Source organism: Xenorhabdus sp. Sc-CR9 (assembly GCF_963897815.1).
Classification (GTDB): domain Bacteria; phylum Pseudomonadota; class Gammaproteobacteria; order Enterobacterales; family Enterobacteriaceae; genus Xenorhabdus.
In genome coordinates this window covers 67,976-83,266 of record NZ_CAWQTY010000109.1, presented here as the reverse complement: position 1 = coordinate 83,266, position 15,291 = coordinate 67,976, and the positions used below count along the sequence as shown (strand labels likewise).

9 protein-coding genes are annotated in these 15,291 nt (G+C 43.5%); 2 read left to right on the top strand and 7 right to left on the bottom strand.

Annotated features, from left to right (window positions below; translation table 11 throughout):
• Positions 1-447: 447 nt before the first annotated feature.
• Positions 448-1,806 carry a prephenate-dependent tRNA uridine(34) hydroxylase TrhP gene (trhP, locus tag AACQ81_RS05370; RefSeq protein ID WP_237385143.1) on the bottom strand — a complete coding sequence of 453 codons (1,359 nt, stop codon included), beginning with the start codon at positions 1,804-1,806 and terminating at the stop codon, positions 448-450.
• Positions 1,807-2,206: 400 nt separating this feature from the next.
• On the opposite strand from trhP, the gene AACQ81_RS05365 reads away from it, so the two are divergent.
• A complete protein-coding gene (locus AACQ81_RS05365) occupies positions 2,207-3,355 on the top strand; it encodes an MFS transporter (protein WP_237385142.1) in 1,149 nt (382 codons plus the stop codon).
• Positions 3,356-3,391: 36 nt separating this feature from the next.
• Here the strand turns inward: AACQ81_RS05365 and baeR are convergent, their stop codons facing one another.
• The 6 genes from baeR to tnpA all read right to left on the bottom strand — a co-directional run bounded on the left by baeR (position 3,392) and on the right by tnpA (position 14,037).
• The gene (baeR, locus tag AACQ81_RS05360; protein ID WP_237385141.1) at positions 3,392-4,099 is read right to left on the bottom strand and encodes a two-component system response regulator BaeR; all 708 of its coding nucleotides are present in this window, start codon (positions 4,097-4,099) and stop codon (positions 3,392-3,394) included.
• Positions 4,096-5,484: a two-component system sensor histidine kinase BaeS gene (gene baeS, locus AACQ81_RS05355; protein WP_237385140.1), complete on the bottom strand. Its 1,389-nt coding sequence runs from the start codon at positions 5,482-5,484 to the stop codon at positions 4,096-4,098. The genes baeR and baeS overlap by 4 nt, the downstream gene beginning before the upstream one ends.
• A gap of 8 nt (positions 5,485-5,492) precedes the next feature.
• A complete protein-coding gene (gene mdtC, locus AACQ81_RS05350) occupies positions 5,493-8,588 on the bottom strand; it encodes a multidrug efflux RND transporter permease subunit MdtC (RefSeq protein WP_237385139.1) in 3,096 nt (1,031 codons plus the stop codon).
• A complete protein-coding gene (locus AACQ81_RS05345) occupies positions 8,585-11,758 on the bottom strand; it encodes an MdtB/MuxB family multidrug efflux RND transporter permease subunit (RefSeq protein WP_237385138.1) in 3,174 nt (1,057 codons plus the stop codon). Before AACQ81_RS05345 ends, mdtC begins: the two co-directional genes overlap by 4 nt.
• A complete protein-coding gene (locus AACQ81_RS05340; RefSeq protein ID WP_237385137.1) occupies positions 11,758-13,008 on the bottom strand; it encodes an MdtA/MuxA family multidrug efflux RND transporter periplasmic adaptor subunit in 1,251 nt (416 codons plus the stop codon). The genes AACQ81_RS05345 and AACQ81_RS05340 overlap by 1 nt, the downstream gene beginning before the upstream one ends.
• A gap of 600 nt (positions 13,009-13,608) precedes the next feature.
• Positions 13,609-14,037, bottom strand: coding sequence for an IS200/IS605 family transposase (tnpA, locus tag AACQ81_RS05335; protein WP_237385136.1), 429 nt, complete (start codon positions 14,035-14,037; stop codon positions 13,609-13,611).
• A 56-nt stretch (positions 14,038-14,093) separates the two neighbouring features.
• Between tnpA and AACQ81_RS05330 the strand changes: the two genes are divergently transcribed.
• Complete coding sequence (locus tag AACQ81_RS05330) at positions 14,094-15,236, top strand: transposase (protein ID WP_237385135.1); 1,143 nt, start codon at positions 14,094-14,096, stop codon at positions 15,234-15,236.
• Positions 15,237-15,291 lie beyond the last annotated feature (55 nt).

Here is a 15,291-nt window from a genome sequence, read left to right as displayed (position 1 = left end):
GAAAAATAAACCTTAACCTATTCTATAACTGAATAATTTGAGAGGTGCTTTCTTAAAATTTCCTTCATTAAACTGAATAAATATTAATGATATTTATTGTGATATGATTCCTTTGTTTATAATAAATAACGTTACTAAAAAATAATCAAAAAATAGCCAATGGCAGAGAGGATAATCATTAAATTAATTTATTTTTATGGGGCAGTGTTGGATTTTAACTTTTTGAAAGTTAAATATTTTATTTTTTATCGAATAAAAGAAAAGGCCAGCCCAAGGGAGATTGAGCTAGCCAAGGAGGTGGTTCCTAGTCTTACAGTAACACTTTTTTAGTTCTTCATTTTTCAGGGCTGATAATACGAGAAATAAAATAACATTGATGTGATCTGTTTCTAAAAAAGCAGAACAATTTCTTTAAAATCTTATTTCGAATTATTTCACTTGTAATTCTTATGAATAAGGTGTTCTGGTATTGCCACTTATCAATTTTCGAATAAGTAAGGCATATTTCAGTTCGATTTCTTCAGGAAAAGGGAGATAAACGATATGTCCGTCACCTGGAGCAATGTCTATTACCTGACCTTTCTTATTTATCATGGATTTTAACGTAAAGTTAATATTGCCCGATGGTGTCATAAGCTCCAGAGAATCGCCAACCAGAAACTTATTTTTCACGATAACTTCAGCTAATCCATTGACGCGGTTGCCAGTAAATTCTCCGACAAATTGCTGGGTGTCTGACACAGAATAACCGTATTCATAAGTTTGGTACGCATCGTGAGTATGGCGGCGTAGAAAACCTTCTGTATAGCCACGGTGTGCCAGACCTTCTAATGTGGTCATCAACGTTGGATCGAAAGGTTTTCCGGCAACGGCATCATCAATGGCCCGACGATATACCTGAGCAGTTCGGGCACAATAATAGAAAGATTTTGTGCGACCTTCGATTTTCAGTGAATGGACACCCATTTCTGTCAATCTTTCTACATGCTCAATAGCGCGTAAATCCTTGGAGTTCATGATGTAAGTACCATGTTCATCTTCAAAGGCAGACATATATTCACCAGGGCGTTTGGCTTCTTCGATCATGAATACTTTGTCAGTTGGTGCACCCTGACCTAATGTTGGCCCGATATTTTTGACAGGAACAGGGTCGTGCACATGTACAATGTTACCGACTGTATCTTCCTTACCTTCCTGCACATTGTATTCCCAGCGGCAGGCATTAGTGCATGTTCCCTGATTGGGATCGCGTTTGTTGATGTAACCTGATAACAAACAGCGACCAGAATAAGCCATACAAAGTGCGCCGTGGACAAAAACCTCAAGTTCCATATCAGGCACTTGTTGGCGAATTTCTGTAATTTCTTCCAGAGAAAGCTCGCGGGAGAGAATGACACGAGTCAGTCCCATTTGCTTCCAGAATTTGACGGTGGCCCAGTTAACCGCATTGGCTTGAACGGAAAGATGAATATCTATTTCAGGAAACGCTTCGCGCACCATCATAATCAGACCGGGATCGGACATAATTAGGGCATCTGGTTCCATTTCTACGACCGGTTTCAAATCACGGATAAATGTTTTTAATTTTGCATTGTGTGGTGCAATATTAACAACCACATAAAAACGTTTGCCCAATGAATGCGCTTCTTTAATGCCTTGAGCCAGCGTTTCATGGTTAAATTCATTGTTACGGACACGCAGACTATAGCGGGGCTGCCCGGCATAAATAGCATCTGCGCCGTAGGCGAACGCGTAACGCATGTTTTTCAAGGAGCCGGCAGGAGAAAGTAATTCTGGAGTAAACATAATATTAACGTTCTCGGTCTGAGTTCAAGTCAGTCCTTACCCTGTTATTATCATTACTAAGGATAAGGTTAAAGGGACAGGGATTTTAGCGCCTATTCCTGCATTAGCACAAATATATTCTTGTCACCTGATGGGAGAGGAAAGGTGTTTTCTTTTTGTATTGAATGTCCTTTTTCAGACTGGTTTCATTGGCATAAGATGCACTGACACCAATAACCTGATGATTATGTGCTTATATTTTGCAAAATGCGCTTGCTATTTTTTGAATCCTCTTTAATTACAATCGCCGGAATTGGATTCTATACGGTGTTATTGCAATGACGTATTATTCAGAAATAAATGCACGTTGTTTCAATCTCATAATAATCTGACCCATATTTTCTTCATTAGGAGTTCCATCATGCCAGCAGCCATTTGGGTTTTAGCCATAGCAACTTTTGGAATTGCAACAACGGAATTTATTGTTGCTGGCTTACTGCCTGAAATTGCAACTGAATTTAGTATTACCATACCAACCGCGGGATATATGGTGACCAGTTATGCGCTTGGCGTATTTGTTGGCGCGCCTGTTTTGATTATCTTGGGAGGGCATATAGAAAGAAAAAAAATGCTTTCTCTGCTAATGGTATTGTTCATTATCGGAAATGCACTGACCACGTTATCCCCGACATTTTATCTGGCAATTGTTGGTCGTATAGTTGCTTCTCTTACCCATGGGGCTTTTATGGGGATAGGCGCTATTATTGCTTCGGAACTGGTAGCAAAAAATAAAAAAACAATGGCAATCGCATTTATGTTCAGTGGCATGACTCTGGCCAATTTAGTCGGAGTACCTCTTGGAACATGGATAGGGAAGGTGGTTTCTTGGCGTGTGACTTTTGCAATCATTACGGCTATTGGTGTTATCTCATTACTGGGTATTTTAACGTTATTACCTAAGTTTAATCAGGAAAAACCCGCCAGTATCAAAAAGGAATTACTGGCTTTTACTCATATCCGCGTCTTGCTCGCCATGGGGATCACTATTCTGGGCCCAGCTGCATTTTTTACCACGGTGACTTATATCGCCCCTTTGATGGTCAATATTGCTGGATTCTCTGAAGGTGCAATTACATGGCTTCTTGTGGTATTAGGGTCAGGGTTCTTCGTTGGCAACATTGTTGGTGGCAGACTTGCTGATAAGGCAATGATGCCTTTGTTGTATTGGACTTTGGGATTACAAGCCCTCGTCTTGTTTATTTTTTGGTTGTATGGTGATAGTCAGTTCATTGCTTGTTTGAGTCTGTTTCTCATGGCTGCATTTGGCTTTGCCACAGTATCTCCTATTCAGCGTTTGGTGATGGAAAAAGCACAGGAAGTCAGCGCTGCTAATCTTGTTTCCTCAGTTAATATTGGCTTTTTTAATTTGGGGAATGCCGTCGGCGCATGGTTGGGAGGTGTCATTATTGCATCCAATTATGGTTATACCACCCTCAATTTGGCGGGTGGGCTGTTAGCTTCCATGGCGCTGATACTGGCTGTTATTTCTGGCTTCCTTGAGCGTAGGTGAAACTGAACCCGCGTGCTAAAGAAGGTGTGAATATTGTCACATCAAACGGCATATCTCGGCTTCCCAACGATAACCCAGTCCATAAATTGATCGGATAAAAGATTTATCCTCATCTAATTGTTCTAGTTTTCGTCGTAAGTTCTTAATATGGCTATCAATAGTTCGGTCATTCACGATACGGTGGTCATTATAAAGATTATTCAGCAACTGATCGCGGGAAAAAACACGCCCTGGTTGGCTGGACATTATCTTGAGCAAACGAAATTCGACGGGTGTCAGTTCAAGAACCCGTTCAAGATAGCGTGCCTGAAAGTGGCTTTCATCAATAGTCAAAGCCCCTTGTTCGCTAATAATATCCTGTGGACGGTAGCAACGCCGCAAAATGGCCTTTACTCTGGCTACCATTTCCCGTGGGCTATAAGGCTTACAAATATAATCATCCGCACCAATTTCCAAACCGAGCAGCCGATCAATTTCTTCTGTTTTGGCAGTCATTATCACAATCGGAACATCAGAAAATTTACGAATTTCCCGACAGACCGATAATCCATCAAGACCGGGTAGCATTAGGTCAAGTAAGATAATATCGGGCTGGTTTTTTTGAACATAGTCAATAACTTCATCACCACGTTTAAGCCATTGGGTTTGATAATCAGCTGATTGCAGATAATCGACCAGTAGTCGCCCTAACTTTGGTTCATCTTCAACTATTAGAACGGTATATTGCGTGAAATACGTGCTCATGGTGTTTCAATTTTAGAGGATTTAATCAGTGGTAATTCTACGCGGATTTGAATACCACCTAAAGGCGATCTGGCCGCGCGGATAGTACCATCATGCGCTTCAACGATATTGTAACAGATCGCCAACCCGAGCCCCGAACCGCCGCTTGAACGATTACGGGAGGATTCGCAGCGGTAAAAACGCTCAAAAACATGGTGGCATTGCTCAGTAGTCAGGCCGGGAGCGCTATCCTGCAAATCGAGTATCCATTTTTGTTGATCTGAATAACTTTGAATCATCACTTTTCCCTGCTCAGCGGTATAGCATAGGCTATTTTCCAATAAATTTTGGAATAGTTGTGCTAATCGATCGGGATCTGCAAACAGTGTCACATTTTCTTTGCAGCTCAATGCCAATGTGATTTGCTTATCAGCAAAACGGCTCTGATAATTTGCGATGGAGATTTGCAATAATTGATTGATGTTTATCGGCTCTTTCCGATAAGACAGAGAACCTCTATCGGAAAGGGACAGTAAATGTAGATCGTTTACCAATTTTGTCAGGATGGTGACTTCCGCGAGTAAAGAATGGATGGTTTCCTGTGTCGGATGGCGTACACCATCCTGCAAGGCTTCTAACTCACCACGCAGAACAGAAAGTGGGGTGCGTAGTTCATGGGAGATATCCGCCATGTAGTCACGGCGCATTTGTTCATTTTTTTCCAGTGTACTTGCAAGCTGATTAAAGTCTGACGCTAATTTACCGATCTCATCTTTGCTGGATGGAATGACCCGAACACTAAAGTCACCCGCTGCGAGTTTATGTGTTCCTTCTACCAGCCGTTTAACAGGGCGCAAGAGACTCCGGGAAAGGATAAAAGTAGCAATCAGTGCCAGTAAAGTTGAAAAACAGACGATAACCCAACTTGTAAATTGCTGCTGGTGGGCAAAACTGATATCAGCCTGACTGGTAATTTTGTCAGATTCGCTGACAATCACCCAACCGACAACCTTATCCTGATAAGTGACGGGCTTGCGATAGCTTTCTGCGGGGATATTTCCAGAGTGACCCACCAGACGGTTCATCTGAGCATCTACAACCCAGAATTGGGTACGCCAGCCCCGAGGCTGAGGCCCCTGATGGCTGCCGCTATTTTGTTCAATGGTACGAATAATTTGAAAAATTACTCGATTGTTTTGAGTCAGAAAATCCCAAGTACCGTATTGCTGATATTGTTCTGTTAGCGCTTCTGCCAGCGTTCCTGCCCGCATTTGACTATTTTGTTTTATATAGCCGATAAAACCGTGCTGGAAACTGAGGCGAATGCCCCAGTGCATTGTCACTAATACCAGCATACAGGTGGCAAAAATTGCCAGAAACAACTTACTGCTAATACCTATTTTCATCATAAATTTCATGATGTCTTAGTGAGTTGAGTTTTTGCTGCCCGATGATTGCGCTTTTTTTCACGTAACTTATCAAAGAATAAATACACAACAGGAGTGGTATATAGCGTGAGAAGTTGACTCATTACCAATCCTCCGACAATAGTAATACCCAATGGGAAGCGTAACTCAGCACCATCCCCATTACTCAATACCAAAGGCAAGGCACCAAACAAAGCAGAAAGAGTCGTCATCATTATCGGCCGGAAACGCAATAAACAGGCCTGAAATATTGCCTCTTGAGCACTGAGTTTACCGTTTCTCTGTGCTTGAAGGGCAAAATCTACCATAATAATGGCGTTTTTCTTGACAATACCTATCAGCAGCATAATTCCAATCATCGCAATTAGGCTAAATGGTGTATTGAACAACTCCAGTGCCACTAAAGCTCCCACCCCGGCAGAAGGTAAGGTGGAAAGGATTGTCAGCGGATGAATATAACTCTCATACAGTACTCCCAAAACCAGATAAACCGTCACGATAGTTGCGAGGATCACCAGCAATTGGGAACGTTCACTATCCTGAAAATCTTGTGCAGTACCTGCAAAAGAGCTGCGCACTGCTGAAGGTACACTCAATTCTGTCATTGTTCTTTCTATCGCACTGATTGCATCGGACAGCGTGTACCCTGGTGCAACATCAAAAGCAATGGTAGAGGAAGCTGAAAGCCCTTGGTGGTATACGTCCAGCGGTGCATTGTCAGGACGCCAGCTAGCAAAGTAGGAAAGCGGAATACGTTCTCCTTTAGCATTGATAATAAACATTTTTTCCAGTGTGCTGGGATCTTGGGTATATTGCGGAGCAACTTCCATTACCACCTTGTACTGATTTAATGGTTGATAAATTGTGGAGATAGGTTGCTGCCCAAAAGCATTACTGAGTAACTTATTGGCATCAGAGACATTGATCCCCAAACGCGCCATGACATCACGATCATAAGTAATCGCTATCTCAGCACCTTTATCATCTTCGTCTTCGTCTGAGTTAACGTCCACCAACTGAGGCAGTTTTTCCAACGCTCTCTTGATTATAGGACTCCATTTACGTAATTCACCAAAATCATCGGACAACAAACTAAATTGATAAGTAGATTTAGCCCCGCGTCCCCCGGATCTGAGATCTTGAACAGGAACTAAATATAAACGGACTCCAGCCTCATTGGTGAGTTTGCCTCTTAAACGAGTGATGACTTGTTGGATGCTTTCAGTGCGCTCTTCAAGCGGTTTCAGAGCAATAAACATAAAACCTGTGTTGATACTGTCACCTCCGGTAAATCCCACAACATTGTCCACGGTCGGATCGGCATCGACTATCTGCATAAAGCTTTTTACTTTTTCGCGCATAGATTGGAATGAAATGCTTTGATCAGCAACGATAAAACCCAGCATCCTCCCGGTATCCTGTTGAGGAAAAAAGGTTTTGGGAATACTGATATAAAGCCAGATATTCAGGGCGATAATGCCGACCAGTGTCAGTAGTACCCAACGCGTATGATTGAGTACCCATTTCAGTGAGCGTCCATAAGCTTGTTGAAGTTTCAACAAGACCTTACCGAATCCCTGCTTCTGTTTCTGCGATTTTATTGGTGATGATTTGAGTAAATGAGCACACATCATTGGGGTTAACGTCAGAGAAACCAACAATGAAATGCCAATCGCGGTGGCGAGTGTAACCGCGAAATCCCGAAACAATCGACCAAGCAGTTCATCGATCAATACAAGAGGTATGAACACGGCAATGAGAGACAGACTCATGGCAAGTACTGTAAATCCGACTTCTCTGACCCCTTTGAGGGCGGCTTGCATTGGTTTTAGTCCGGCATCGAGATGACGGGATATATTCTCCAGTACAACAATGGCGTCATCAACGACAAATCCTGTGGCGATGGTCAATGCCATCAATGAAAGATTATTCAGGCTAAAACCGCACAAATACATGGCGGTAAAGGTGCCAATAAGTGATACCGGAACCGCAATCGCGGGGATCAGGGTAGCGCGGCCTGAACGTAAGAACAGGAATACCACCAGAATGACCAAAGCAACGGCAATGGCAAGAGCGCGCTCGACTTCTTGCAGGGAAGCACGAATAGTTGGCGAGCGATCTTGCGCAATATTCAACTGAATACTGGCAGGCAGAGATTCTTTCAGGATGGGAAGTTGCTCTCGGATACGCTGAATAGTTGCGATGATGTTCGCACCTGCTTCACGGCGGATAACAATGGCAATCGCAGATTTATTGCCGGACATACCGGCTGCCCGAATATCCTCAACGGAGTTCTTAACATTTGCGACATCCTGCAAACGAACAGGAGCGCCATTATTATAATGCACAATAATGGAGCGATAGCTGTCTGCTGTTTTCAGCTCGTCATTGGTGTGCAATTGCCAGCTTTGTTTATCTGAATCAATATAACCCGTCGGACTCCTGACATTGGCATTGCTGATAGCGTTGCTGACATCGTTAAGAGAAACGCCTTGATTGAAGAGGGCATTGGGGTTCAATTCAACACGTATTGCCGGTAATGAACTTCCACTGACTCTGACTTTACTGACGCCTTCTACTTGGGAAAGCTTCTGTGCCAGTCTGGTGGTAGCAAGATCATATAACTGCCCTTCGCTATAGCTGTCCGAAGTGAGGGTCAGGAGCATGATCGGAGCATCTGACAGGTTAGCTTTATAATATCTCGGTTTGTCTCGCATACCAGAAGGTAACAAACTTTGCGCCGCATTAATGGCTGCCTGAACATCCCGAGCAGCACCATTAATATCCCGGTTCAGTTCAAATTCCAGATAAATGAAAGAGGTTCCCAGCGAACTGGTGGACGACATCTCTTTTACCCCTGCAATTCTACCTAATGCTTGTTCTAACGGCATTGTTACAGAAGATGCCATAGTTTCGGGTGATGCACCGGGCAGAGAGGCGTTAACTGTAATTACAGGAAAATCGACTTTCGGCAGTGGTGATACGGGCAACAAGATAAAGCTGAGTGCACCACACAGGGTGATGGCTAAACTCAGCAATGTTGTAGCAACCGGTCGCTGGATAAATAGTGCAAAAAATTTCACAGCGACTCCCGATGATTGGCAGAGGATTTATCCAGACTTATTGGATTGGACGGAGTTTCCTGATCATTTTGCTTATTTTTTCGGAAATGGTTCGCTAACTGATCAAACAGCAGATAAATAACGGGAGTTGTGAATAACGTTAAGATCTGGCTCATGATCAGACCTCCCACCATACTGGCCCCTAATGGACGGCGCAATTCTGCGCCAATACCGGTACTGAGCATCAGCGGCAAAGCACCCAATAGTGCAGCCATGGTTGTCATCAGTATGGGTCTGAAACGTAACAAGCAAGCTTGATAAATGGCCTCATAAGGAGGCATACCTTGCTCACGTTCTGCTGCCAATGCGAAATCTATCATCATGATGGCATTTTTCTTCACAATACCGATCAGAAGAATAATCCCTATGATGGCGATAATATCTAATTCATATCCGCCAATCATTAAGGTCAGTAAGGCACCAACACCCGCTGTAGGTAAAGTAGACAATATTGTGACGGGATGAATAAAACTTTCATACAATATGCCAAGGACGATATACATCGCAACGACAGCAGCCAAAATCAGCCAAAGAGTATTACTGAGCGCATCTTGGAATGCCAGTGTTGCCCCTTGGAATTGTGTGATTATGCTTTTTGGCATCTTAATCGCCCGTTCTGTTTCCTGAACTGCATTAACCGCTTGTTCAAGGGACGAATTCTTCGCAACATTGAACGAAAAAGTGACAGAAGGGAACTGTTGCAGATGGTTGATAGACAAATGTCCCAGTCGCTGTTCGATGGTGGCAATGGTATTAAATGGTACCATTTTGCCATCACTTCCCGTCAGATAGAGATTATTGAGTGCGTCCAGCCCTGAATTTTTTTTCGTATCCTGCTCAAGAATGATTCGATACTGATTTGATTGAGTATAAATGGTTGAAATCAAACGCTGACCGAATGCGTTATACAACGCACTATCCACTGTTGCCATGGAGATCCCAAACCGACTGGCCAAATCACGATTCACATTAAGATAAGCCACTAACCCCTGATCCTGCCAATTATTGCCGATATCTGCCAGTTCAGATCGCTGTTTCAGGGCGTTTTGCAATCTAGGTACCCAGACACTGAGTTCATCAAGGGAGGTTGCCTGCAATGTAAATTGGTATTGCGTGCGGGATACTTGTGTATCAATAGTTAAATCCTGTGTCGGTTGCAAATACAATGTAACGTTAGGTACGTTGGTAACGCGGGCCTGTAAACGTGGAATAACTTCATTAATGCGCTCATCACGTTGACTGAGAGGCTTCAGCGTAATTTGGATACGAGTGTTATTCAGGGTTGGGTTGTTACCGTCAACACCGATAAATGTTGTAACATTATCCACGGCAGGATCTTGCAATAGCAGGCTTGTAACCTGCCTCTGCTTATCCGTTATTGCGTTGAATGAAATAGACTGCGGTGCTTCCAGTGTCCCCTGAATCAGCCCATTGTCTTGCAAGGGAAAAAATCCTTTGGGGATCATGACATAGAGCAGAGCGGTCAAAACCATCGTCCCGAATGCGACACCGAGCGTCATCCAAGGATGATTCAGCACACGTTTCAGAAAAACGGCATATATCTCGATCATGCGTTCAAAGAAACGTTCACAGGCTTGTTCGAAGCGATTATGTTTAATTTCAGCTTCGGCTTTTAACATTCTTGCGCACATCATTGGTGTTAACGTTAGTGACACAACGGCAGAAATTAAAATTGCCACAGCCAGAGTGATAGCGAATTCCCGGAATAGACGACCGACAATATCCCCCATAAACAGTAATGGAATCAGTACAGCGATTAATGAAAAAGTCAGAGAGATAATCGTAAAGCCAATTTCTCCCGCCCCTTTTAGCGCAGCCGCAAGAGGTTTTTCTCCCCGTTCAATATAGCGGGAGATATTTTCTATAACGACGATGGCATCATCCACCACAAAGCCTGTTGCGATAGTCAATGCCATTAGTGTGAGGTTATTGACGGAAAAACCGAAAAAATACATAACAGCGAAAGTACCCATCAAAGAAAGGGGTACAGCAACACTCGGGATTAAAGTTGCAGTGGTATTGCGCAAAAACAGGTAAATCACCATGATAACCAGCGCGATGGCCAGCAACAGTTCAAATTGAACATCCTTGACCGAATTACGGATTGTGACAGTGCGGTCGGTCAGTACTTCAACATTGACTGATTTGGGCAGGCTGCTGATCAATTCTGGCAGCATGTTACGGATATTATCTGTTGTCTCAATAACATTTGCGCCGGGCTGGCGTTGAACGTTGATGACAATGGCGGGTTTTTCATTGGCCCATGCGCCCAATTTGTTATTTTCAGCACCCAGCTCGATAGTGGCAACATCACGCAAACGAATCGGGGCATCATTCTTATATGCCACAATTAAATTTCGGTAATCATCAATAGATTTCATCTGATCGTTGGATGAAATGGTAATTGAGCGTGTCGGCCCATCAAAACTACCTTTTGCTGAATTCACATTGGCCTTCATGATGGCGGAGCGAATCATATCACTGTCTAAGCCTTGAGAAGCGATGGCCTGAGCATTCAATTTCACGCGCACAGCGGGGCGTTGCCCTCCAGCCAGTGTCACCAAACCAACACCACTGACCTGAGAAATACGCTGGGCTACGCGGGTTTCCACCATATCTTGCACCTGCGTCATGGACAGGGCATCAGAGGTTACGGCCAGCGTCAAGATAGGGGGATCAGCCGGGTTAACCTTGCTGTAGATTGGCGGATAGGGTAAATCGTCAGGCAATAGATTACTGGCGGAGTTAATCGCCGCCTGTACATCCTGCTCTGCGACATCCAATGGCAATGAAAGCTGGAATACCAATGTAATAACCGAAGCACCACCAGAACTTCGGGATGACATTTGTTTTAAGCCGGACATTTGCCCGAACTGGCGCTCCAGCGGAGCTGTAACGATAGACGTCATTACATCTGGGTTAGCGCCGGGATAGAGTGTTACCACCTGAATGGTCGGATAATCCACCTCTGGCAAAGCAGAAACGGGCAGCATCCGATACCCGATGAACCCTGCCAATAATATCGCAATCATAAATAGCGTCGTGGCGACGGGCCGCAGTATAAACAGGCGGGATGGCCCCCCGCCTGTTATCGGAGAATCAGGTTGCATTACGGATTCTCCACTTCGTCGTTTTGTTGATTATTTGATTTTGCTGAATTGGTCTTATCGTTTGTGGCCTCAAGTGAGTTAGCTGCCAGCGGTTTTACAATCTCGACCTTTGCACCTTCGGTCAATTGGTCAATCCCGTCGGTGACAACACGGTCACCTGCCGACAAACCGCCGCTGATAACTACAAATTGACTATTTTGCAACCCGGGAACGACCTTGTGTTTGCTGACTTTATTTTCTTTATCGACTTTCCAGACAAAATGACCAATACTCCCGATTTGCAACCCAGCACTGGGGATCACAACAGCATTTTCAAGTGTGTTAATTTTCATCTGAATATTGACGAATTGATTAGGAAATAGCACGTTTTCTTGATTATTGAACTGCGCTTTCATCTTGATTGTGCCAGTGGTGACATCAATTTGGTTATCAATACTGAGCAACTTACCTTGTGCCAATTGTAGTTGATTATTGCGATCCCACGCGATGACATTGACATTTTCACAGTCTTTCTGAGCCTTCAGGACAGCGCTGATATCATTTTCAGGCAGGGAAAATATCACATCAATGGGATCGACTTGCGTAATGACTACAATCGGAGTTCCGCCAGCAGCAGATACATAATTACCGATATCAATGCGTTTTAATCCGACACGACCAGAAATAGGCGCAGTGATGCGGCTGTAAGCCAATTGCAATTCTGCTTCGTCCTGATCTGACTGGCTAGCTTTCAGACTGGCTTCGCTCTGACGAACCAACGAAATTTGTTTATCCAGATCTTGCTGAGATATCAGTTTACTTTTTGCTAATTGCTGATAGCGAATTAAATCCTGTTTAGCATTGGTCAATGTTGCCTGATCTTTAGCATATTGCCCCTGTGCCCTCGTCAACTTAACTTGAAAAGGGCGAGGATCGATCTCCGCCAGCAAATTCCCTTTTTTGACGTATTGCCCTTCATTAAAATGCAGGCTTATTAACTGGCCTTCTACAAGACTGGTCACAGTCACTGTATTTGTCGCTTGAACTGTTCCCAATCCTCCCAAGTAATGGGGCACAGATTTTATTTCAGTTGTTGCTACTTGTACGGGGGGCAGTGCTGGATTGTGTGCACTCTGTTGTGATTCTGAATCCTCGTTTTTATCTGATGTTGTAGGCGTGTTGAAATGTTTCCACGCAAAGAAAACTGCCACGACGATCACGGCTAACGCCGCAGCGAGTCGGAAAAAATAGGAACGGCTTTTGTTATTCATTTGCTCGACATTCTCTCAATGTTGTGGCGGTAATCGGTCATGCCGCATCTTATGCCAAAATAGATGCAAGAATATATTATTAGTGTAACTAGAGAGATTTAGTCAATAATGAAGAAAATATGGAGGTTATGTCAAAAAGGTTATGTTTCTGGTAGGAGTTTTTCATGAATTTTGTGATAGGGAGTGCGATGAGTTATGAAAAAGTGTGTTATGGGGAATCTGGGGGGTTATGGTGTTGTGTTTTAACTGAGCGTAAAATGTACTATGTTTATAATCCTGTTTGAGGTTTTGAACGTGGATATATCAATCAGATATGCTGATATAAATGAGAGAGAATAAAAGCATCTTAAAGTACGCTGGGTATAGCGTCTGGGACGATAGAGTGTATTGATAATTGAAAAAATGCCGATGATTGAATCGACATTTTCTTCCATTGATTGCTTCATGCCACATTACGGTATCTATCCACTCGTTATCTGTAATAAACCATCAGATAAGCTAGTTAGGTTAAAAGTAGTTAGACCAAAAACAGTTAGCAATTTCGCCGTAAACCCTCGCCCGATGAGGGCGGGGATATAAGGCGTAAGACGCGATAGCGGCTTAATCTGGGGTAGCCTGACTCTCCACATAAGCCTTTAACGTTTCAATTGTTGCACCGCCAGCAGTGCAAGCGAAGTATGAACGTGACCACAAGGCGGAGCTTTTACTCTGTCTTGTAAGGTGTGTGTTTTGTAGTCGCAACATGCGAGATGAAACAGCTTTCAAATTATTAACTATTACGCTGATTGAAAGTTTGGGTGGATATGAGATCAGCAAATGAACATGATCTTGTTCGCCGTCCATTTCAATAAGCTGACACTCCAATTTTACGCAAGCAGATTCAAACGCCTCTTTCAACTGCTCAATCATTACACCCGTAAAAATCTTTCTTCGATATTTCGTTGTGAACACCAGATGTACAACTAGTTTGCTCACACTATGCCTTTTTCTGAGGTAGTCTTGAAGCAGTTCTTTATTGTGCGCGCTCACTTTACAAAACCTGTTTAAGTCAATAATATAAATCCATTATACAGGTGAGCACTGAAATGTTAAGAGCAACAAAAGTACGCATTTATCCAACACAAGAACAAGCTGACTTTTTAATGGCTCAGTTTGGTGCTGTGCGTTTTGCGTATAACAAAGCTTTACATTTAAAGTCCCATATGTACCGCAAGCATGGTGTCACACTGAACCCTAAGAAAGACATAAAACCACTACTTGCGGCTGCCAAGAAATCACGGAAATATCAATGGTTGAAGCAATACGATTCAATTGCTTTACAACAGTCCGTAATCAATCTTCACCAAGCTTTTGATAACTTTTTTAACCCAAAGTTGAAAGCCAAGTACCCACAATTCAAACGTAGACACGGCAAGCAATCGAGTTACCACTGTGTGGGCATAAAGGTGTTTGATAGTGCAATCAAACTCCCGAAGATGCAGCCTGTTAAGGCAAATATTCACCGTGAGATCAGTGGCGTAGTAAAAAGCATCACAGTCAGTTTGAGTAAAACAGGTAAATTTTACGCATCAATTCTTGTTGATGATGGAGTAGAAGCGCCTGATTTACCTCACACTGTAAGCAAGGTAACAGGTATCGATCTCGGTCTGTCCCACTTTGCCATTGAATCTAATGGCAGAAAGACAGCCAATCCAAGATTTGTAAAACGTGCTGAGAAAAACCTCAGACGTAAGCAGCGTCAGCTATCTAGAAAAGCAAAAGGCAGTGCTAATCGGGCGAAAGCTAGATTGCTGGTCGCCAAATGCCATGAAAAAGTAGCGAACGCTCGCGCTGATTTTCAGCACAAACTCTCTCGAACTCTCGTTGACGAAAACCAAGCGGTGATAGTCGAGACACTGAAATCAGCCAATATGATGAAAAACCGCAAACTGGCTAAACACATAGCAGATGCCTCATGGCATGGCTTTGTTGTAAAGCTGGAGTACAAAGCCAAAGAGCAAGGTAAGCACCTAGTAAAACTCGATCAGTGGTACGCCAGCTCTAAAACTTGTCATTGTTGCGGTCATAAAACGGAAGATATGCCTTTGTCGGTTCGTCAGTGGGATTGTCCATCTTGTGGCACTACGGATATAGACCGCGACTTAAACGCGGCTCTCAATATCCGTGATAAAGGCATTCTGGAATTAAAGGCGGCTGGACGGTCGTCTCTGCTTATGGAAGCTGCGTAAGTCTCGATACTATCGAGCAACGGCTAACGAAATAAGAAGCATCGCCCGATAGGGC